General features: G+C 44.5%; 20 protein-coding genes. 6 read left to right on the top strand and 14 right to left on the bottom strand.

The window, feature by feature from the left end:
* The first annotated feature begins 40 nt into the window (after positions 1 to 40).
* From phnC to phnE (FKQ60_RS06050), 3 genes are read left to right on the top strand one after another with little or no spacing between them, the layout of a single operon-like run.
* Positions 41 to 859, top strand: coding sequence for a phosphonate ABC transporter ATP-binding protein (gene phnC / locus FKQ60_RS06060; RefSeq protein ID WP_004394834.1), 819 nt, complete (start codon positions 41 to 43; stop codon positions 857 to 859).
* Complete coding sequence (gene phnE, locus FKQ60_RS06055) at positions 856 to 1,662, top strand: phosphonate ABC transporter, permease protein PhnE (protein WP_004394833.1); 807 nt, start codon at positions 856 to 858, stop codon at positions 1,660 to 1,662. The genes phnC and phnE (FKQ60_RS06055) overlap by 4 nt, the downstream gene beginning before the upstream one ends.
* Complete coding sequence (phnE, locus tag FKQ60_RS06050) at positions 1,659 to 2,468, top strand: phosphonate ABC transporter, permease protein PhnE (RefSeq protein WP_170906183.1); 810 nt, start codon at positions 1,659 to 1,661, stop codon at positions 2,466 to 2,468. Before phnE (FKQ60_RS06055) ends, phnE (FKQ60_RS06050) begins: the two co-directional genes overlap by 4 nt.
* Positions 2,469 to 2,575: 107 nt before the next feature.
* On the opposite strand, the gene FKQ60_RS06045 is transcribed toward phnE (FKQ60_RS06050), so the two are convergent.
* The 3 genes from FKQ60_RS06045 to FKQ60_RS06035 form a co-directional block, all read right to left on the bottom strand.
* Positions 2,576 to 4,198 (bottom strand): methyl-accepting chemotaxis protein, encoded by a 1,623-nt coding sequence (locus FKQ60_RS06045; protein WP_158144828.1) that lies wholly within the window; start codon positions 4,196 to 4,198, stop codon positions 2,576 to 2,578.
* Positions 4,199 to 4,421: 223 nt separating this feature from the next.
* Positions 4,422 to 6,380, bottom strand: coding sequence for a DNA topoisomerase III (locus tag FKQ60_RS06040; RefSeq protein ID WP_161439368.1), 1,959 nt, complete (start codon positions 6,378 to 6,380; stop codon positions 4,422 to 4,424).
* 84 nt (positions 6,381 to 6,464) lie between these two features.
* Positions 6,465 to 6,800, bottom strand: a complete 336-nt coding sequence (locus FKQ60_RS06035) for a Grx4 family monothiol glutaredoxin (RefSeq protein WP_072669841.1) — start codon at positions 6,798 to 6,800, stop codon at positions 6,465 to 6,467.
* A 321-nt stretch (positions 6,801 to 7,121) separates the two neighbouring features.
* Between FKQ60_RS06035 and sodB the strand changes: the two genes are divergently transcribed.
* The 3 genes from sodB (at position 7,122) to FKQ60_RS06020 (ending at position 9,265) form a co-directional block, all read left to right on the top strand.
* A complete protein-coding gene (gene sodB / locus FKQ60_RS06030; protein WP_158138747.1) occupies positions 7,122 to 7,706 on the top strand; it encodes a superoxide dismutase [Fe] in 585 nt (194 codons plus the stop codon).
* A 128-nt stretch (positions 7,707 to 7,834) separates the two neighbouring features.
* The gene (locus FKQ60_RS06025) at positions 7,835 to 8,338 is read left to right on the top strand and encodes a VC2046/SO_2500 family protein (protein ID WP_154170514.1); all 504 of its coding nucleotides are present in this window, start codon (positions 7,835 to 7,837) and stop codon (positions 8,336 to 8,338) included.
* Positions 8,339 to 8,596: 258 nt separating this feature from the next.
* On the top strand, positions 8,597 to 9,265 hold the full coding sequence (locus FKQ60_RS06020; RefSeq protein WP_158144826.1) for an SDR family oxidoreductase: 669 nt from the start codon (positions 8,597 to 8,599) through the stop codon (positions 9,263 to 9,265).
* 95 nt (positions 9,266 to 9,360) lie between these two features.
* Here the strand turns inward: FKQ60_RS06020 and FKQ60_RS06015 are convergent, their stop codons facing one another.
* The 11 genes from FKQ60_RS06015 to FKQ60_RS05965 form a co-directional block, all read right to left on the bottom strand.
* Positions 9,361 to 10,113, bottom strand: a complete 753-nt coding sequence (locus FKQ60_RS06015) for an MlaA family lipoprotein (protein WP_154170509.1) — start codon at positions 10,111 to 10,113, stop codon at positions 9,361 to 9,363.
* A gap of 410 nt (positions 10,114 to 10,523) precedes the next feature.
* Positions 10,524 to 11,033, bottom strand: a complete 510-nt coding sequence (locus tag FKQ60_RS06010) for a DUF2802 domain-containing protein (protein ID WP_040904167.1) — start codon at positions 11,031 to 11,033, stop codon at positions 10,524 to 10,526.
* On the bottom strand, positions 11,033 to 11,518 hold the full coding sequence (locus FKQ60_RS06005) for a chemotaxis protein CheW (protein WP_004394823.1): 486 nt from the start codon (positions 11,516 to 11,518) through the stop codon (positions 11,033 to 11,035). Before FKQ60_RS06005 ends, FKQ60_RS06010 begins: the two co-directional genes overlap by 1 nt.
* 38 nt (positions 11,519 to 11,556) lie before the next feature.
* Positions 11,557 to 12,564, bottom strand: coding sequence for a chemotaxis protein CheW (locus FKQ60_RS06000; RefSeq protein WP_004394822.1), 1,008 nt, complete (start codon positions 12,562 to 12,564; stop codon positions 11,557 to 11,559).
* Positions 12,557 to 13,333 carry a ParA family protein gene (locus FKQ60_RS05995; protein ID WP_004394821.1) on the bottom strand — a complete coding sequence of 259 codons (777 nt, stop codon included), beginning with the start codon at positions 13,331 to 13,333 and terminating at the stop codon, positions 12,557 to 12,559. Before FKQ60_RS05995 ends, FKQ60_RS06000 begins: the two co-directional genes overlap by 8 nt.
* Before the next feature lie 10 nt (positions 13,334 to 13,343).
* Complete coding sequence (locus tag FKQ60_RS05990) at positions 13,344 to 14,462, bottom strand: chemotaxis response regulator protein-glutamate methylesterase (RefSeq protein WP_004394820.1); 1,119 nt, start codon at positions 14,460 to 14,462, stop codon at positions 13,344 to 13,346.
* A 34-nt stretch (positions 14,463 to 14,496) separates the two neighbouring features.
* On the bottom strand, positions 14,497 to 16,815 hold the full coding sequence (locus FKQ60_RS05985; RefSeq protein WP_170906182.1) for a chemotaxis protein CheA: 2,319 nt from the start codon (positions 16,813 to 16,815) through the stop codon (positions 14,497 to 14,499).
* 9 nt (positions 16,816 to 16,824) lie between these two features.
* The gene (locus FKQ60_RS05980) at positions 16,825 to 17,541 is read right to left on the bottom strand and encodes a protein phosphatase CheZ (RefSeq protein ID WP_004394818.1); all 717 of its coding nucleotides are present in this window, start codon (positions 17,539 to 17,541) and stop codon (positions 16,825 to 16,827) included.
* Positions 17,542 to 17,661: 120 nt separating this feature from the next.
* Positions 17,662 to 18,030 carry a chemotaxis response regulator CheY gene (gene cheY, locus FKQ60_RS05975; protein ID WP_040904166.1) on the bottom strand — a complete coding sequence of 123 codons (369 nt, stop codon included), beginning with the start codon at positions 18,028 to 18,030 and terminating at the stop codon, positions 17,662 to 17,664.
* 45 nt (positions 18,031 to 18,075) lie between these two features.
* Positions 18,076 to 18,810 (bottom strand): RNA polymerase sigma factor FliA, encoded by a 735-nt coding sequence (locus FKQ60_RS05970; protein WP_040904165.1) that lies wholly within the window; start codon positions 18,808 to 18,810, stop codon positions 18,076 to 18,078.
* The gene (locus FKQ60_RS05965) at positions 18,803 to 19,690 is read right to left on the bottom strand and encodes a MinD/ParA family protein (RefSeq protein WP_040904164.1); all 888 of its coding nucleotides are present in this window, start codon (positions 19,688 to 19,690) and stop codon (positions 18,803 to 18,805) included. Before FKQ60_RS05965 ends, FKQ60_RS05970 begins: the two co-directional genes overlap by 8 nt.
* Positions 19,691 to 19,696: the final 6 nt, after the last annotated feature.

Genomic DNA, 19,696 nt, shown 5'->3' with positions numbered 1-19,696 from the left:
ACTGATCATCTGGCGCTTTTTATCATCAAGGAGTGGATTCATGCTGACCATCAATGGATTAACCAAAACTTACCCAACGGGCGATAAGGCCCTCAATAACGTTTCATTCAGTGTGCCTAAAGGGCAAGTTGTTGGCTTAATTGGCCCTTCAGGAGCTGGGAAATCAACCTTAATTCGCTGTATTAATCGCTTAGTCGAGCCCAGTGACGGGCAAATTATTTTAAATGACTTAACGGTCAATCAACTTTCTCAAACTCAGTTACGACAAGCAAGACGAAAAATTGGCATGATCTTTCAAGAATATGCCCTCGTTGATCGCTTAACGGTGATGGAGAACGTCCTCTCGGGACGATTAGGTTATGTCTCGTTTTGGCGCAGCTTTTGGCGACAATACCCCGAACAAGACATCAGCAACGCTTATCGTCTACTGGATCGTGTGGGCTTACTTCAACATGCTGACAAAAGAGCCGATGCATTATCTGGCGGACAACGCCAACGGGTAGGTATTGCTCGTGCTCTAGCTCAAGATCCAGAACTGCTGTTGATTGACGAGCCAACCGCGAGCTTAGATCCTAAAACCAGTCGCCAAGTGATGCGTTTATTGGTTGAAATGTGCAACGAACGTGGCTTACCAGCGATCATTAATATTCATGATGTGGTTCTCGCTCAGCAGTTTACCGACCGAATTATTGGCTTAAAAGCCGGTGAGGTGGTGTTCGATGGATCTCCACAGCAGCTAACAGAAAGTGTATTGACTCGAATTTACGGTGAAGAGGATTGGACCAGCATGCGGCAGCCAGAATCATCCCTTGACACAGAACTGGCCTCTCAAGCTCATCGTTCATTGGTGAATGCATGAACCCAGTACCTTATTCAACTCAATGGCGCAAACCGCCACAGATCATTAAAAGTCGCGTTTGGCGATGGGTGATTACTCTTTTGTGCCTAATCTATTTATGGTTCGCGATTGGCAGTATAGATATTAACTGGCTAAGGATTTACGAAGGATTAGAACGGGCACAGCGCTTTATTGGTGGATTCTTACAGCCTGATTTTTCCACTCGCTGGCGAGATATTTCCGCTGGAATGATCGAAAGTTTAACCATGACTTTAACTTCCACTGTGGTGGGTATTGCTTTAGCGATTCCGGTTGGACTTGGCGCAGCTCGCAACTTAAGTCCAACTTGGGTTTATATGATTTGTCGCGCTTTTATTGCTCTTAGTCGCTCTTTACAAGAAATTATCGTCGCAATCTTTTTCGTCGCTTTATTTGGCTTTGGTGCTTTTGCTGGCTTTTTGACCTTAACTTTCGCCACGATTGGTTTTATCGGTAAATTACTGGCAGAAGAAATTGAGGGCATCGACCCCGCCCCTATTGAGGCGATTAAAGCCACTGGCGCATCATGGTTACAGTGGATTAATTATGCTATTCAGCCACAGGTGTTACCGCGTCTACTTGGGTTGTGCTTATACCGACTCGATATTAACTTTCGTGAGAGTGCCGTAATCGGCATTGTTGGAGCCGGTGGCATTGGCGCAACACTCAATACCTCTCTCTCGCGCTACGAATATGACAGTGCTGGCGCCATTCTCTTACTGATTATTGCGATAGTGATGCTCAGTGAATATGCTTCTGGCTATCTACGGAAATACGTGAAATGAATCCTCTCAACTCAAGCCTAACTTGGCAATATCGTACGCCAAAGACTCAATTGTTACTTTGGGTTGGTTGGATGTTACTGCTGGCTTTGTTTATTTATTGCTGGAATATCATGACAGAACATACCATGTGGGTGTTCGTCTACGATGCTCCTCAAGCCGCTGCTGATTTAATAGACAGAGCCTTTCCTCCCCGTTGGTCTTATATGGAGCGCTTATGGTCGCCATTGTGGGACACGCTCAATATGGCAACCTTAGGTACGTTACTGGGCGTCATTCTGGCTACGCCATTGGCTTTTTTAGCCGCCAGTAATACCACACCCTCTAGAGTATTGGTGAGACCAATTGCTTTGTTTGTCATTGTCGCCTCTCGCTCAATTAACTCTTTGATCTGGGCACTGCTGCTGGTTTCGATTCTTGGCCCTGGTCTACTGGCTGGCATTTTAGCCATTGCACTGCGATCCATCGGTTTTGTCGGCAAATTATTGTATGAAGCCATTGAAGAGACCGAACTGACTCAAATTGAAGCAATAACCGCCACGGGGGCAAGTCAAGCACAGGTTTTAAATTATGCGATTGTGCCGCAAGTATTACCTACGTTTTTTGGGATCAGTGTTTTTCGTTGGGATATTAATATTCGCGAAAGTGCGATCTTAGGTTTAGTTGGAGCGGGTGGCATCGGCATGCAATTGCAATCTAGTTTAAATGTCCTCGCTTGGCCTCAAGTCACCTTGATTATTTTAGTCGTCTTGGCAACGGTCGTCGTAAGTGAATGGATCTCTGCCAAGGTCCGTCAAGCAGTGATTTAATGGGGTTAGCTCTTAATATTCAACGTTAGGGCAATAACAAAGTGGAGAGCTCTTCTCCACTTTGTTGTCTTTATCCGACTCAATAACAACCGATATAAACTCGGTTGTTATACTTTAAAACGCTGTAACTGCTCATCCAATTGGTTAGCACTATCAGCCAGATGCTGGCTTTGTTCAGCCAAATCTTGCGCCGATTGGCTAATATGATCAGCCGACAGATTAATATGACTGACATTGCTGTTCATCTCTTCAGCTACGGTATCTTGCTGCTCTGCCGCGGTGGCAATTTGGGTCACCATGTCATTCGCTCGAGTCAGCTCTGTCACCATCTGTTTTAACATTTGCTTAGTTTCGGTTGCGGTTTGAACATTTTCTGTCACACGACTATGACACTGCTTCATTGCCTGTGACGCACTGCCCGCTCTGGCAATTAAGGACTCGATAGTTTGCTGAATTTGATGCGTCGATTGCTGAGTACGGCCAGCCAAATGACGCACTTCATCAGCAACCACCGCAAAGCCGCGACCTTGCTCTCCTGCCCGAGCGGCTTCAATCGCCGCATTTAAAGCCAACAAGTTAGTTTGTTCAGAGATGGCTTGAATCACATCAACAATTTCATTGATCCCCGCGACATCATTCCGCAGCGCTTCAACCAATTGATCGGTTTGCGAGACCTCTTGAGATAGCTGTTCGATATTTTGCTCCGTTCTCTCCATCATGCTATTACAACTTAACGCTTGATTGGCGACATCGTCGGTCGAAGCGGCGGTTTGCTCGGCATTTTGCGCCACATCGCGAATGGTCGCATTCATTTCATTCATGGCGGTCGCTAACTGCTCCAATTGCATGCGCTGCGATTGGGTACTGGTTGCGGTTTCTTCACTGGCCGAAGCGATTGACGACGCCATCTCAGCGGCATTCATCGCTGACTGCTTGGCGGTAATTAAAGCTTGATGGGTACTTTCGATCATTGAATTTATCGAACGCCCTAAACTAGCAATCTCATCCCGTCCTTTAGGATTAAAACGCACCGTCATATCCCCTTGCGCTGCCCGCTGTACTTTGGTGACAAACAGAGCCAGAGGGTCGGTAATGTTTTTACCGATAATGCTCGAAAACAGTAAAGTAATCACCACGCCCGCCAAAGCAAAGCCAACATAAAATAAGGCATTGTGATACACCGTTTGATTGATATCGTTAACGATAACGCCGGTACCAATGACCCAATTCCAACCATTGGCTTGTGCAACATAGGAAATTTTGTCCTCAATCGGACCATTCGGTGGCACAAAAGTGTATTCGACAAACCCAGCGCCTTGACGTTGAACAACCTGTGCCATTTGTTGCCAATGAAAACGACCAGAACCATCACGTACCTGACTCATATCTTGATTGGTCATTTCTGGGCGCAGAGGATGCAGTACTAGACGAGCATTAGCCGTCATCACCCAAAAATAGTTACCATTGTCATATCGGAGTGCCTTGATCGCTTCGATCGCTCGTTGCTTAGCTTCTTCTTCACCAATTCTTGGTGCTAAACGAGCATAATAATCAACTAAACTGACCACTGATTGGACTTGATTTTCAACACTTTGTTGGCGTTCTTGAAAGGCCATTTCTCGTAACTTACTTACCCCGTAGAGGCTGATAAGCACAATAATGGCCAGAGAAATGAGTTCGATCACCAAGATTTTCTGACGAACGTTGAGGGCTCTAAGTATCTTTAACATAGTGTATTCCTAGCGCAAGCGTAATGACGGGCATTTTTGCCTCTGTATGATGATTCCATCCTGATTCTTTGTGATATTCATCCAAGAACCGGAGCTTACTATGGAAAACATTTACCGCTTATGCAACAGGACCATTATTTTTATGTGGATTTATTCTAACTTTCACGCAACAAACCTTAAACGTCCTCATCAATCAATGGTGAATCACCGCGCGATAACGCCTTTATGGGGTTGAACAACGTGCAGGCGGGCTTTTTCTTTTACTGCTCGTCGACCTTTTCTTGGTTTTAAATGCAGGTCGCTTAACCGGCGGTAAAGCTCGCAACGAGGCGGGGACAGGTTGTTGTTTCACTTGCTCTATCCATTGGCTAATTTGTCGCTCAAGATCTTCAATAAAGGGTTGATAAGCTTGACCTCTTTCTGCCATCGCTTGCAGTTGATGCTCCCAATGAGCGGTCATATCAGGATAAGTGGCTTGCAGCGGTAGCGCCTCCACCAGTCCTTTGCCAGCCGGAGTACTTTTTATCTGTTTTCCTTCTCGTGTCAGTAATTGACGCTTGAATAACGTATCTAAGATGCCAGCTCGAGTGGCTTCAGTGCCTAACCCATCGGTCTCACGAAGAATTTTCTTAAGCTCTTTATCTTCAACAAAGCGGGCGATCCCCGTCATCGCTTGCAATAACGTTGCCTCAGTAAAATAACGCGGCGGTTCGGTCTGGCAAGTTTTCATCTCTCCTTCGCGACAGATCAACGATGTCCCCTTTGGTAGCGGCGGCACAGTATCAATTCCATCCTCAGGTTGCTCTTGTTGGCCTATGACACTTTTCCAGCCTGCGAACACCAATTGTCTGCCTTTAGCAATAAAGGTTCCTCCCGCAATGGTAAATACGAGTTTAGCTTCAGCGTATACTGCGGGAGGATAAAATTGCAGTACGTACTGGCGAGCAATTAACTGATAAATATTCTGCTCAGCAGCAGAAAGTCCATGTACAGCACTTTGCTTAGGGGTAGGAATAATCGCATGATGCGCATCAACTTTACTGTCGTTCCACGCTTTAGAACGGAATGTACGGTCTGCACCGGCGACCGCAGTTTGTAATGGCTGAAGATTATGAGCAATCGCCGTCAGTATCGTATCCGCCTGAGTTAAATGTTCTTTAGGTAAATAACGACTGTCGGAACGTGGATAAGTGATTAACTTGTATTTTTCATACAGTGACTGACAAATATCTAATACTTGTTGAGCACTCAAACCATAGCGCTTGGCAGCATCAATTTGTAAGGCCGATAATGAATAAGGCAGTGGTGCTGCTTGCTTAGTTTGCGTTTGTTCTGACGCCACAACAATCGCAGGCTGATGTTGAATACGACGGGCAACATTTTCAACCAAAGCGCGGTTTAACACTCGTCCCTCTTCATCTTGCCAAGGCTGGCAGGCGTCACTAGGCTGCCAGCGAGCTCGAATATCAAACTCATGCCCTTCGACTTGATAAGGGATCAATGCGTGTAAGGTAAAATAATCATGGGCGACAAAATGGGCTATCTCGGCATCACGACGGACCACCAAACCCAGTATAGGTGTTTGCACTCGACCAACGGATAATACCCCTTGATAACCCGCTTTTTGTCCAAGCAAGGTATAAGCACGAGACATATTCATACCGTATAACCAGTCAGCCCGAGAGCGTGCTAAGGCTGAAATCGACAATGGAATAAATTCACGATTACTGCGCATTGTTGAAAGTGCGCGTTTCACCGCAGGCAAATTGAGATCGCTGATCAGTAAACGTTGAATGGTTTGCTGCTTTTGTTTAGAGACCTGACAATAATCGATAACCTCATCAACCAACAGTTGACCTTCGCGATCTGGATCGCCAGCATGGACAATTTCTTGGCTACTTTTTAGTAACTTACGCACTACGGCCAATTGTTGACTCGCCGTTTTCCGCGGCTTCAATTGCCACTTTTCGGGTAGGATGGGTAAATCAGCCAAATTCCACTTTTTGTATCGCGGATCATAGCTGTCCGGTTCCACTTGCTCCAGTAAATGACCAATACACCAAGTTACCTTATCGCCATTGGCACATTCAATAAAACCTTGCTGCTTTTTATGGGGCTTGGGCAACGCATCAGCAATGGCTCGGGCTAAACTGGGTTTTTCAGCAATGAATAAGCGGCTCATAACAGTCTAAAATCAGAAAAAATTAGGGCCACATTAACCAATGTGACCCTAAAAAATCAAGCTAAACTGTTTTTTTATACAGTATTACGCTTCATCTGTCGCGTTACGTGCGGCCGCTTCTTTAATTAATGGCTGTAGTTCACCTTTTTGGAACATTTCCAAAATAATGTCACAACCACCAATCAATTCACCTTCAACCCATAACTGGGGAAAAGTAGGCCACTGAGCATAAACCGGTAGCTCTGCGCGAATATCTGGATTTTGTAAGATATCGACGTAGGCAAATTTTTCACCGCACGCCATTAACGCTTGAGCGGCTTGCGAAGAGAAACCACAGCTTGGCAGTTTAGGTGACCCTTTCATATAAAGAAGAATTGGGTTTTCGGCAAGTTGCTGTTTAATTTTATCGATGGTTTCCATTGCTTCCTCTTAATGGATGGCTAAGTTAATCCCTTCCATTCTAAATCATTAAGAGAGAATAAAAAGCACATTCTGTTTATGGATTTAGCAGAGTAAGTATCAAGTGATCGCGGTATATTGACTTAACTGAACTTTTTCTTTCACTTGGGGTGTTAATAAAGTAAAAACTTGCTAAAATGCATAGCAAGTCAGTTTTATCGACTCCATTACAATAACACTGGAAGCAATCAAAGAAGTGTCTACATCAGTCGTGGGCCGTAACCTGTATTTGACCTCGTCTGCTTAGTCGTTTCTTTCCTCTCAACAACGGAGAATTGAACAATGGCATTTGAACTACCAGCACTACCTTACGCAAAAGATGCGCTACAACCGCACATTTCAGCAGAGACTTTGGATTACCACCACGGTAAACACCATAATACTTATGTCGTAAAATTGAATGGTCTGATCCCGGGTACAGAGTTTGAAGGCAAATCTCTCGAAGAGATCATCAAAACGTCAACGGGCGGTATTTTTAATAATGCGGCACAGGTATGGAACCACACTTTCTACTGGCACTGCCTATCTCCAAACGGCGGTGGTGAGCCAACAGGCGCAGTGGCAGAAGCCATCAATGCAGCCTTCGGTTCATTTGCTGAGTTTAAAGCAAAATTCACTGATTCTGCGATCAACAACTTCGGTTCGTCGTGGACTTGGCTAGTGAAAAAAGCAGACGGTTCATTGGCGATTATCAATACTTCTAACGCAGCAACCCCAATCACTGAAGAGGGCGTAACGCCTTTATTGACCGTTGATCTGTGGGAACATGCTTACTACATTGACTACCGTAACCTCCGTCCAGACTACATGAACGGCTTCTGGGCTCTAGTCAACTGGGAATTTGTTGCACAAAACCTAGCGAAGTAATCTTGGTTGATTAAGAGGTGAGAGCCGAATAACGCTCCAACCGATAAGCCTACCTCAAATAAGGTAGGCTTTTTTTATTAAAGTTTTTCCTTCATGTGCCGTTATTAGTGGTGCATTGAGGAGAAACCATGCAAGTACATACATTAGACAAAGCCGGAATAATTAATGAATTACAGCTCGGAACTGGGGTCAACCAAGCAGTACAGCAAGGTCGTCATGCCGATTTCGCTCTATTCATGGCACTCTTCTCGAATGACGTTCGCGATACCACGCCCATCGAGCCGATCACCACTCACCGTACGACTGAAGATCAGCTACGTCAACGCTTTGAACTGCCAGCATGTCAAGCACTACGCAATGATCAAAGCTCTTACGCTATTTCGGCTCAGCAAGCAAAACTGTTTCACTCTGGCGGCATGGCGAGCGCCAAACTGTCGCACTATTTGCAACCTGAAGTGCTCACCTACCTCCCTGAAGACACTGAAAATTTCCCAGAAGACGTGTATTTAAATCTCTCTGGGCATGACCGCCGTCATCTCGCACAGCAAGAGAATAAGACATTGATGATAATGGATTTATATCCTCAGCTTAATCACGCCCTTAGGCAAGATCAACTACGAGCTCAGGTATAGGATATATCTCGACGGCGCTAAAAATAGCGAGTCATCGATCAAAAAGTTTCTCTTTTTATCCCCCCAAAAGCCAACCGCCCCTAGAGCAGCTGTGTATATTTTTGCTTAAGCCTTGTCGCCGAATGTGAATAAGCGCAAAGAAAAAACGATTGCTTTTCGAACAACTGGGTTTATTTGAAGCAATTCACACCATCATATCAAACCGTCAACCATGCTTAACGTACTCGATGGTCACGGCACCTCCAAGGAAGGCACACAATGAAAATTAAAAGTGCATTAATTTTAATTACTTCAGCTAATTCGCTACTGGGCAGCACGCTGGCGATGCATTTTGCTCGTTTGGGGGCTAACGTTATATTATGTGATACCAATCATAGTGCTTTAGTCACCACCTGGCAGCATTGCTACGCGATCAGTCATCGTGTTCATTACTACACGTTACCCGACCGCTCTCCAACGAGTATTCATCAGTTATTTGATTATATTGAAACCACCTACCACTCAGCCCCGGACGTGTTAATCAATCACTGGCCAAGCGTCAGTTTTCCTTCTTTGGTGGATGAACAGCCTACAGAGCGTTTTATTCAACAATTGGCCAATATGGCTTCATCCCTCTTTACCTTTGGGCAAACTTGCTCAGAAAGGATGCGTCAGCATCAAGCAAAAGGAGTGATTGTTAATCTCGTCTGGCACAATACCGCACAACAACAAGCCGGAATGGAAAATACCAATTCTATGGTTGCCGGCTTTACCCAAAGTTGGGCCAGAGAGTTAACGCCCTATAATATTCGTGTCGGTGGCGTGATCCCGATGGCGGGAGGCAATCATCACAATCTGCATTGGGCTGAAATTCAAGATGAGCTTATACGTAATACCGAATACATTGTGACTAATGACTATTTCAGTGGACGAGTCATGTCAGCATGATGGCAAAGAGAATACAGAAATAGAAAGTGCAGATCACTTTAGGGTCAAGTGACCTGCACTCATTGGATCTCAATAACAGATGGTATCAAGAAAAACTAGAATCCGCCGTCGAGGTAATCATCAAGGAAATCTTCTTGATCAGTGTCGTAATGTTCTGTGTCTCGTTCAGCTTTAAAGTCACGACGTTGTAAATAGACTTCTCGCGTTAATGCGTAAGGATCAGGAGAACGCTGTAGCATGGCTTCTTGAGGCACTAAAGCGGCTCGGGTTTCCATTCCTTGAACCGCCCATTTACCAATACTTCCCCAAATATTCAAATACGCAAGAGGAACATACCAACCATCAACCGTATCCGCCACTTCCCGCACAGTATAGGGTCCATAACCCGGTACCATTAAGTATGGTCCGTTACCGACACCGTAATAACCTATCGCATCACCAAATTGTTTGTCATCATGCTTACGAATTCCGGCTTCTGAGGCGATATCAATCAAACCTAAAAGCCCAAAAGTACTGTTTAACCAAAAACGGTTAAAATGATCGAGCGCTTTTTCGCCATTCCCCATGATCAGGTTATTAACCATACTGGCTGGCTCATCTAAATTAGATAAGAAATTCGCTAAACCGCGTCTTAATGGTGACGGGACATAATCGACATAAGCCAGTGAAACAGGACGAGCTAGGTAGGGATCTAGGTAATCGTAGTTAATTTTCCACATCGCGCGATTAAACCCCTCTAAAGGGTCATTAGGATGTGATTCATTATGTGCATTTTCAGGTACCGAGCTACATCCGGCCAGTACCAGCATCAATAAAAGCATTGCTATCCGTAACAAACGGCTGGGCATGGTCATAATCCAATTGGTGAAAAGTCATTGCGACATTGCTCGACTTTTACAATATAAAAATAGGGTGAATATAACAATATGAGCCTTAAAATATCATATTATCGTCGAATTTGTCTTATTGATGTAACCAGAATATTAACGCTCGGTCATCAGTAAACAAAAAGCGTCGATTGCTATTAATCATTTTCAGTAACCAATAAAAATGATTAATGAGTTATTCAAAACTGTTGATACTAACACAGCATCCCAGAGACAAAATAGAATTAGCGCTAAACTCGTTATTAACCTGAACATTATCGATGAAAAAACGGCCAAAATCCCGCCTATGAGACGATAGTAAGCAAACTTCTTATAATGGTTTACGAAAATAAAAGCCAAAAGAAAGTGTAACACTCTCATTTGGCTTTTATTTAAAGAGAAGATTTACGAGTCGGTCTTTTACCCGTATTAGAAGCAGGCATGCGCCCTTCCGGATCGCTACTTAAAGGTGGAATAGATTCTTTACCGGCCAACTTTTTTTGCAATGATAACATTAATTCCGCTTCGGCTTTAGGTAACTCACACTCTTCGATAAGCTCATCAATGTCAGCGCCTAACTTGACCATTTTACTTGCCCGACTGTATAGGCGGGCATCGGTATCAACATTTTCTAACTGCTTAAGACGCTCACTTAAGTGAACGATGATCTCTTGTTGCCCTGTGACTTTTTGCCCAAGGCCGATTGCAGCAGAACGCACTTCTAACAACTGCTTGGTGGCTTTTTGCAACTCTTTATCAAGCTGGCGAACTTGTTGACGAAAATAATCGCCTTGGCGAGTTAATGAACGGCGCAAAAACCACAACCCAAGCGTTAATAGTACAACAATGAACGCCGCTCCCCCTGCAAGGACAGAAGGCGTAAAGTGTAAAAAATCACTCATTAGAGATGAGCCATATCGTCCCACTCTTCTTGCGATAGCAGTTTATTGAGATCAACCAAAATAAGCAGTTTTCCATCACGATTACTCACGCCTTGGATAAACTTAGAACTCTCTTCTGTACCGACACTTGGCGTGGTATCAATTTCCGATGAACGTAAGTAAACCACCTCAGCAACACTATCGACTAAGATACCAATCACTTGACGCTCAGATTCAATGACAATGATTCGTGTATTGTCGGTGATTTCACCTTGCATCAGACCAAAACGTGAACGTGTATCAATAACGGTGACAACATTACCACGTAGGTTAATAATTCCTAAAACATAGTCAGGCGACCCTGGGACGGGTGCGATCTCGGTGTAACGTAACACTTCTCGGACTTGCATCACATTGACGCCATAAGTCTCTTCTTCCAATTGAAATGTTACCCACTGAAGCACTTCATCATTTGAGTGTTCTTTTCTCACTTCTACTTCAGACATACCTTTTCCTCTTTAAGTCGTGACCGACAAAATATGTATTATTTATCGAGCGCTTGGACATCAAGACCTGCATTAAGCATAGCGATTAATGCATGAACGTGTATCAAAGCACACATTTTTTCTTTAACCATTCCTGCGAGCCAAGGTCGTTTGCCCACTTGCTCTCGCCAGCGTACCTTATCGCTACTTAACCATTCAGTACCTAATAGTTTAGTACAAGCTAAGCCCCACAGGCTGTTATCTAACATGACTATATATTGATAGTCTTTTTTGTACGTATCATCCGCTAATTTATCAGACATTACCCATTTCGCCGTATCGACCACATCCAACTGTGAATCTCGGTTAGTTTGTAAGCCTAAATACCATGCTGGTCGTCCAATCAGATGGTTCAACGTGGCTTTACGATGAATACCACCTAACTCATCCAGTGGTACGGCGAAAGTCACTCCGTTAACATCAAAATACAAAACTTGAAAATTTTGTTCACGGATCGGACATTGCCACTGTCCAATGCCGAATGGATCAGGTTGTGTGTCCTCGGTCACTAACGTGTCATCTGCCATAACCGGCTCGATGATCACCTCAGGCTCTGCTTCCAAAGGCTGTAAAGAGGGTTCCTCAACAAACAGCTCTGGCTCTTCAATCGTGATAACAGGATCAGACTCAACAAGCGTCTCTTCAATATCCCATTCTTGAATTTCTTCCACTACCGTCTCAGTAACCGTTTGAGCAATTTGAGTGGTGTTTTCTGCCATAACCACTTCAAGATCAAGCTCAGCGACAGGATTACTGCTCTCTAATTGACTCAGCAAGCGTTGTACGTCATCTAAATTAGGCAACTCAAATTCGACTAATTCTTGATCGATATAGCTTTCTGCACTCCGCTGGCGAGCAGGTTGAGGTTGAGGATCATCTATTGAATGACTAATAAGCGTGGTCGAAAAAGGACCATCTTGCCAATTCGGCTCATCCAGCTCTTCCTCTAGTAGAGCCGCGAAGTAATCATCCAGGGCTTGTTCGCTAGATAGTAAGGAGTTACTCATCGATAGCCAACCTCTCTAAGAAGAGTAACAGCTGTTTGTAAGCAAACACTCCTCGGCTTCCTTCTGCAAAATGAGAAGCGGGTAGACGCTTCAAACTTGCGTCACGGAATTTAGTATCAATGGGAACGGCAGATGCCCATACCTGTTCAGGGTAATCTTTCTTTAGCTGAGTCAAAGTTTGTAATGACGCACGAGTTCGTTTGTCGTACATCGTAGGCACAATGGTGACTTTAAACTCGCGATTACGTGACTTTTGCATGATCGCTAATGTACGGACCATGCGTTCTAATCCTTTCATTGCCAAGAATTCAGTTTGCACTGGAATTAAAATACGGTCACTCGCCGCCAACGCATTCACCATCATCACCCCAAGAATCGGAGGGCAGTCAATTAATACGTAGTCATAACGATGGCGTAGAGCAAGCAATGAACGTTTAAGTATTAATCCCATACCACTGCGATTACCCATAACTCGATCTAAGGTAGCTAATGACATATGAGCAGGGATCAGATCCATATTTTCAATATCGGTACGTAAGATTAATGGCTCGACATTTTGTTCATTAAACTCGCGTAACTGAAATAGATCAAAAAGGCTCGTTGGCACGGCATCAGAATCATAGCCTAAATAAGTCGTTAATGATGCATGGGGATCGGTATCGACCAGCAAAACGCGCTTACCTTGTTGGCTTAATAAGCCAGCAAGGGTAATGGTCGTAGTAGTTTTACCTACGCCTCCTTTCTGGTTTGCCACACTCCAAACAATCATTAACGTTTCCTTAACTCAAGCCAACTTCAATCAGCATACGTTCTGCGATGCGATCCAAGGGCAAATCTTCAGATGAGATTCCCGCTTTGGAAACCGCTTGCGGCATGCCATAAACAACGCAACTCTCTTCATCTTGCGCCCAAACTGTTGCTCCAGCAGATTGCAACATACGAGCACCCTCGCGACCATCAGCCCCCATCCCTGTGAGGATCATCGATAAGACTTTATCCCCGAAAATCTTAGAGGCAGAACCAAATGTCACATCAACACACGGTTTGTAGTTCATCCGTTCTCCGCCATCAATAATGCGTAATCTGGCCGCTCCTGGGCGACCATCTAACATCATCTGTTTACCGCCAGGGGCGAGATAAGCGGTACCCGGTTTAAGAACATCACCATCTTCGGCTTCTTTCACCTGAATTTTACACAAAGAGTTCAGGCGACTTGCAAAAGCACCAGTGAAGGTGGCTGGCATATGTTGGATCAAAATGATCGGATGAGGATAATTAGCCGGCAATTTAGTTAAGATTTTCTGTAGCGCAACGGGGCCTCCGGTTGACGTACCAATCGCGGTTAATTGGTACTTTTTACCGGTTGCTTTAAAGCGTGATAATGCTGAAGGTGCAGTTGCCACACGTCCCTGAGCTGACGCTGATGAGTCAGATGACGAGCGCGAGGCAAGGTTCGAGGACGTGACACTACTGGTGACCACCGGACGACGCATAAAATTGCGTTTCGCCGCAATTTGTAATACTCGTTGCTGCAATAAAGTGACTGCATCTTCTCGATTGCGGGCTATATCTTCAAATTTTTTCGGCAGAAAGTCTAAAGCGCCAGCATCTAACGCATCCAGTGTCGCTTTGGCACCATCATGAGTCAGCGATGAAAACATTAGAATTGGCGTTGGATTATTAGCCATGATCTCACGTACGGCACTAATTCCATCCATCACCGGCATCTCAATATCCATGGTGATGACATCTGGTTTTAGACGCATGGCTTTATCGACAGCTTCTCGGCCATTAGTCGCCACATCAATCACTTCTAAGCGCGATTCAGCATTGATGATTTCACTCACTCGGCGTCGAAAGAAACTTGAATCATCAACAACTAAGACTTTAATCGGCATAGTTACCCTTATCATTTGGGTGGTCTATCGACCACTAGATACGCGAAGCAGCTGCGTATTTCTTAAGTAAATCAGAGACATCAAGTATCAAGGCTATATGACCATCACTGGTTATCGTAGCACCAGACATACCAGGCGTACCTTGTAACAATTTATCGAGAGGCTTAATCACCACCTCTTCTTGGCCAATTAATGTATCCACAACTAGGCCAACGCGTTGGTTACCAATTTGTACAATAACTACATGGCCATGGCCTTTACGAGGCTCGACTTTACCCGCCTGAGGGGCTAGCCAATTTTGTAGATAGAACAACGGAATGGATTTTTCACGCACAATAATCGTTAGCTGACCATCGACAATATTGGTCCGGCGTAAATCAAGGTGGAAGATTTCATTAACACTCGCGAGCGGTAAAGCGAATGGATGACCTGCCACTCCCACCATTAACGTTGGCAAAATAGCCAGAGTTAACGGAACTTTAATGGTGATTTTGGTCCCTTTCGTGAGTTCAGAATCAATATCAATCGAACCGTTAAGGGTATTAATCGCGGTTTTCACCACATCCATCCCTACGCCGCGTCCAGAAATATCAGAAATTTTCTCTTTACTGGAAAAGCCCGGCATAAAAATCAGGTTAAAACACTCTTTATTCGTCAATCGAGAAGCCGCATCTTCATCCATCATGCCACGTTTAACCGCAATCGCTCGCAGTTTATCGGGATCCATACCACCGCCATCATCAACGATCGCCAGCTCAATATGGTCGCCTTCCTGAGACGCAGAGAGGATAACTTTACCCGTACGCGGTTTCCCTGCCGCAACACGGTCGTCGGGCATTTCAATACCATGGTCAACGGAGTTGCGTACCAAGTGAATCAATGGATCGGCAAGCGCTTCTACTAAGTTTTTATCCAGATCGGTTTCTTCCCCTTTCAACTCTAAAACAATGTCTTTGTTCAAGGTTCGAGCCAAGTCACGAACAACGCGAGGGAAGCGACCAAATACTTTCTTGATCGGTTGCATGCGCGTTTTCATTACCGCGCCTTGTAAGTCTGCCGTCACCACATCAAGATTAGAGACCGCTTTAGACATCTCTTCATCATTACTATTAAGGCCAAGACTCAACAGTCGGTTACGCACTAATACCAACTCACCCACCATATTCATGATGGTGTCAAGCGTCGAGGTATCTACCCTAACTGACGCCTCTACTTGAGGTTTTTTAGCACCGCCAGAACCAGCAGCAACTAACTCGTTCTTGTCTGAGTTGGTATCCGTTGCCTTAGCGACTGGAGCAGGTTTAGCTGGTGCTGGCGCAGCGGCAGGGGCAGCAGCTTTAGGCTTAGGTTGTTCTACTGGTTTCTTTTCAATAGATGGACTGGCTGGTGCAGCGGCTTTTGCTGCCTGAGTAGTATTGGCTGCCGCTGGGCGCGTAGCCATTTCTAGCTCTTCGATCGATGGTCCTTTACCACTGCCGTGTAACTCATCTAATAAACGTTCAAACTCTTCATCGGTCATGATATCGCCATTAGCGTTCACATTCGATGGTGTTGCTTTTACCGCGGGTTGTGACGATACCGTTGGAGAGGGGGCTTCTCCAGAACCATGTAATGAGGGACTTTTGCCTTTTCCATGCAGCTCATCAAGTAATTTTTCAAACTCATCATCAGTAATATCACCTGAAGCAGCAGGTGCTGATGCTGGTGATGGCTGAGATTTGGCAGCTTCACTGGCCGCCTTTTCCGCACCAGGACTACGACCTTTACCGTGCAACTCATCAAGTAAGCTTTCAAACTCATCATCACTAATATCATCAATCGAGTTAGCATCGATATGAGCGTTACTCGAGGCTTGAGCGGTCACATCTTCAGAAGGCGCTGGTACATGAGATTCAGAGTCAGCTTCAGGTTCGATGTCTTCAACCGTGTCAGCCGACGCATCACCTTCAGGTTCATCCTCAGATTCAGGCTTACACATATCATGCAATTCTTGAATTAAGATCGGATCAGCTGGCTGCAATGGCTCTTGATTTTGTACCGCTTGAAACTGCTGATTCACCGTATCCAAAGCACGTAGCATCACATCCATCAAACGAGCGTTGACACTACGTTGACCATTACGTAAATAGTCAAACACGTTTTCTGCACCGTGACAGGTTTCTACCAGTTCGGTGAGCGAGAGAAAGCCAGCGCCGCCTTTTACAGTGTGAAAACCGCGGAAAATGGCATTAAGAAGTTCGCGGTCTTGTGGGTTATTTTCTAACTCTACTAGCTGTTCTGATAACAACTCGAGAATCTCGCCAGCTTCAACCAGAAAGTCTTGAAGAATGTCGTCGTCTAAATCGTAGCTCATACTTTACCCCTAAAATCCAAGACTCGATAATAAATCATCGACATCGTCTTGCGATGAAACTGCATCTGTACGCTCATGAGGATTAATGATTGGTCCCTCTGGCTCACAAGGTGCTTTTTCAACTTTTCCTGATTGTTGTAATTGATTTTTACCAAATACGGTCAAGATCTCTACTAAGCGACCTTCCACCTCATTGACTAAGGTGATCACTCGGCGGATAATTTGTCCCGTTAAATCTTGAAAATCTTGCGCCATCAAAATTTCGGTTAATTGCCCTCGAAGCTCACTACTATTGCCTTCTATTTGCGAAAGAAGATCATCAATACGATGGCAAAGTGCTTTAAATTCATTCAAGTCAATTTTACCGCGCATAAGCGCATTCCACTGTGGTCGAATGAGTAGCAAACTTCCATGTAGGTTGTCGGCTATCGGTAAGCAGCGATCAACCGCATCCATTGTTTTATTGGCAGCGACTTCAGTTTTATCAATGACATAATGCAATCTATCTCTGGCATCAGGCATTTCGTCGTTAGCAATTTGACTCATTCGCTCATCAACTTGAAACTGGCGCAAAGAATCATGCAGATCGCGAGTCAATACGCCGATCTCCTTTAGCATTGGATTGCCTTCAGATTCATACACTTGTTGAACCAGTGTATTGGCGCTATCTTGCTGACCATTTTCTAATAGTTGAACGAGTTCTTTTGCTTGTTCTAATGAAATCATCCTGTCTTAGCCTTGCTCACATAATGGATAAATACCTGTTCGCTGACTATTTTTTGTACGATTAACGTTGCCGCCTACATGCAAAAAATTCTCAATGAACTTTTGACCCGTGCTTTAAAATTATAGGCGGTCAAAAATCTTATCTAACTTTTCTTTTAGCGTAGCAGCCGTAAATGGTTTCACGATATAGCCATTAACCCCCGCTTGAGCAGCTTCTATAATTTGCTCACGCTTGGCTTCTGCGGTAATCATCAGTACAGGTAAGTGCTTAAGCTCTGCATCTGCGCGAATATTTTTCAGCAGATCAATGCCTTGCATACCCGGCATGTTCCAGTCAGTGACCACAAAATCAAAACCACCTTTTTTTAGCATTGGCAACGCCGTCAAACCGTCGTCCGCTTCTTGGGTATTATTAAAACCCAAATCACGAAGTAGGTTTTTTACTATACGGCGCATTGTTGAAAAATCGTCAACAATAAGGATTTTCATATTTTTATTCAAAATTGCCTCCACTGAGTTCAAAGTCAGTGATATTTAGTCGTTTTGTGTCCAAGAACTCAACTTAGTTCGCAGACGTTGCATAGATTGGCTCAGTATTTGACTCACGCGGGACTCGCTCACGCCAATTACTTCACCGATTTCTTTTAAGTTTAGCTCTTCATCATAATAGAGCGAAAGTACCAAAGCTTCACGTTCTGGAAGTGATTTTATTGATTCAACCAATGCTTTACGGAATAATTCGTCGGCCACCCCCTGAAAAGGGGCATTGTCCTCCGCATCATCCAATGGCGAAATAGCATCATCCGATACGCCAAGATCTTCGATACCCACTATCCTTGAGCAACTAATATCCGTTAATGCGTTGTGATAGTGTTCAAGAGACATCCCTAAATGCTGCGCAATTTCTGCATCACTTGGGTCGCGACATAATTCACCCTCTAATATCGCGATAGCTTGACTGATCTCTCGATTATGTTTGTGAACCGAGCGGGGAACCCAATCTCCGCGGCGAATGTCGTCCAACATTGCACCACGAATTCGAATCCCTGCATAGGTTTCAAAACTTGCCCCTTTACTTCCATCGTAATTTTTTTGCGCTTCAAGCAAGCCGATCATGCCAGCTTGCATTAAATCTTCAATAAGTACGCTAGGTGGCAAACGCCCGATTAAATGATGAGCTATACGCTTAACCAATACAGCATATTTTTCCAGAAATAGCTTCTGGCTAGTCATATTACCGTATTGATCGTAAGTCAGCGCTTTATTCACCAAAAGGTTCCTCTACTGGTTCAGTTCGATTAAGCAGTCGCTCTACAAAAAACTCCAAATGACCACTTGGCGTACGTGGTATTGGCCAAGTGAGTGCTTTATTGGCTAATGAATTAATGGCCAATGAAGCTGGAGAGCGAGGATAAGCATCAACGACAATTTTCTGTCTTTTTACTGCCTGTCGTACATTATCGTCTAAAGGAATGCAGGCGACGAGTTCTAACCCGACATTTAAAAATCGCTCTGTGACTAAAGTCAATTTTGCGAATAACTCTCTCCCTTCACGATAGCTTCTCACCATGTTAGCGACAATTTTAAATCGCTCAACTTGATGTTCTCTACTCAAAAGTTTGATCAAGGCATATGCATCGGTGATAGAAGTCGGTTCGTCGCATACTACCACAACCACATCCTGCGCCGCACGAGAGAAACTCACGACCATGTCAGAAATCCCTGCTGCGGTATCAACCAGTAGAATATCCATCTCATCTTCAAGTGAACCAAACGCTCTGATTAACCCGACATGCTGAGCATGAGTTAACTCGGTCATCGATTGAGTACCGGATGTCGCAGGAATGATTTTTATACCATGCGGACCTTCAACAATGGAGTCTTTTAATTCACATTCACCTGCTAATACGTGACCTAAGTTACGTTTAGGCCGAATCCCTAGCATAACGTCAACATTAGCTAATCCTAAGTCGGCATCCAACACCATGACTTTTTTTCCTTGGCGGGCCATACAGATAGCCATACCAAGCGCTACGTTAGACTTGCCAACTCCGCCTTTTCCACCGGTTACGGCGATCACTTTCGTGACTGAAGGTTGAGTTAAACGGCGTAGGCCGCTTGCTTGATCATATATCATTTTATTCGTCATATTTGT

Origin of the sequence: Vibrio sp. A11, from assembly GCF_013048705.1 — a bacterium.
GTDB lineage: Bacteria > Pseudomonadota > Gammaproteobacteria > Enterobacterales > Vibrionaceae > Vibrio > Vibrio metschnikovii.
Note: the sequence above shows the minus strand (reverse complement) of the source record. Positions and strands in the feature narration are given on the sequence as shown.

Bases quoted from the DNA above. Each gene is read 5' to 3' on its own strand.
- phnC (WP_004394834.1), top strand. From the start codon at position 41: ATGCTGACCATCAATGGATTAACCAAAACTTACCCAACGGGCGATAAG.
- phnE (WP_004394833.1), top strand. From the start codon at position 856: ATGAACCCAGTACCTTATTCAACTCAATGGCGCAAACCGCCACAGATC.
- phnE (WP_170906183.1), top strand. From the start codon at position 1,659: ATGAATCCTCTCAACTCAAGCCTAACTTGGCAATATCGTACGCCAAAG.
- FKQ60_RS06045 (WP_158144828.1), bottom strand. From the start codon at position 4,198: ATGTTAAAGATACTTAGAGCCCTCAACGTTCGTCAGAAAATCTTGGTG.
- FKQ60_RS06040 (WP_161439368.1), bottom strand. From the start codon at position 6,380: ATGAGCCGCTTATTCATTGCTGAAAAACCCAGTTTAGCCCGAGCCATT.
- FKQ60_RS06035 (WP_072669841.1), bottom strand. From the start codon at position 6,800: ATGGAAACCATCGATAAAATTAAACAGCAACTTGCCGAAAACCCAATT.
- sodB (WP_158138747.1), top strand. From the start codon at position 7,122: ATGGCATTTGAACTACCAGCACTACCTTACGCAAAAGATGCGCTACAA.
- FKQ60_RS06025 (WP_154170514.1), top strand. From the start codon at position 7,835: ATGCAAGTACATACATTAGACAAAGCCGGAATAATTAATGAATTACAG.
- FKQ60_RS06020 (WP_158144826.1), top strand. From the start codon at position 8,597: ATGAAAATTAAAAGTGCATTAATTTTAATTACTTCAGCTAATTCGCTA.
- FKQ60_RS06015 (WP_154170509.1), bottom strand. From the start codon at position 10,113: ATGCCCAGCCGTTTGTTACGGATAGCAATGCTTTTATTGATGCTGGTA.
- FKQ60_RS06010 (WP_040904167.1), bottom strand. From the start codon at position 11,033: ATGAGTGATTTTTTACACTTTACGCCTTCTGTCCTTGCAGGGGGAGCG.
- FKQ60_RS06005 (WP_004394823.1), bottom strand. From the start codon at position 11,518: ATGTCTGAAGTAGAAGTGAGAAAAGAACACTCAAATGATGAAGTGCTT.
- FKQ60_RS06000 (WP_004394822.1), bottom strand. From the start codon at position 12,564: ATGAGTAACTCCTTACTATCTAGCGAACAAGCCCTGGATGATTACTTC.
- FKQ60_RS05995 (WP_004394821.1), bottom strand. From the start codon at position 13,333: ATGATTGTTTGGAGTGTGGCAAACCAGAAAGGAGGCGTAGGTAAAACT.
- FKQ60_RS05990 (WP_004394820.1), bottom strand. From the start codon at position 14,462: ATGCCGATTAAAGTCTTAGTTGTTGATGATTCAAGTTTCTTTCGACGC.
- FKQ60_RS05985 (WP_170906182.1), bottom strand. From the start codon at position 16,815: ATGAGCTACGATTTAGACGACGACATTCTTCAAGACTTTCTGGTTGAA.
- FKQ60_RS05980 (WP_004394818.1), bottom strand. From the start codon at position 17,541: ATGATTTCATTAGAACAAGCAAAAGAACTCGTTCAACTATTAGAAAAT.
- cheY (WP_040904166.1), bottom strand. From the start codon at position 18,030: ATGAAAATCCTTATTGTTGACGATTTTTCAACAATGCGCCGTATAGTA.
- FKQ60_RS05965 (WP_040904164.1), bottom strand. From the start codon at position 19,690: ATGACGAATAAAATGATATATGATCAAGCAAGCGGCCTACGCCGTTTA.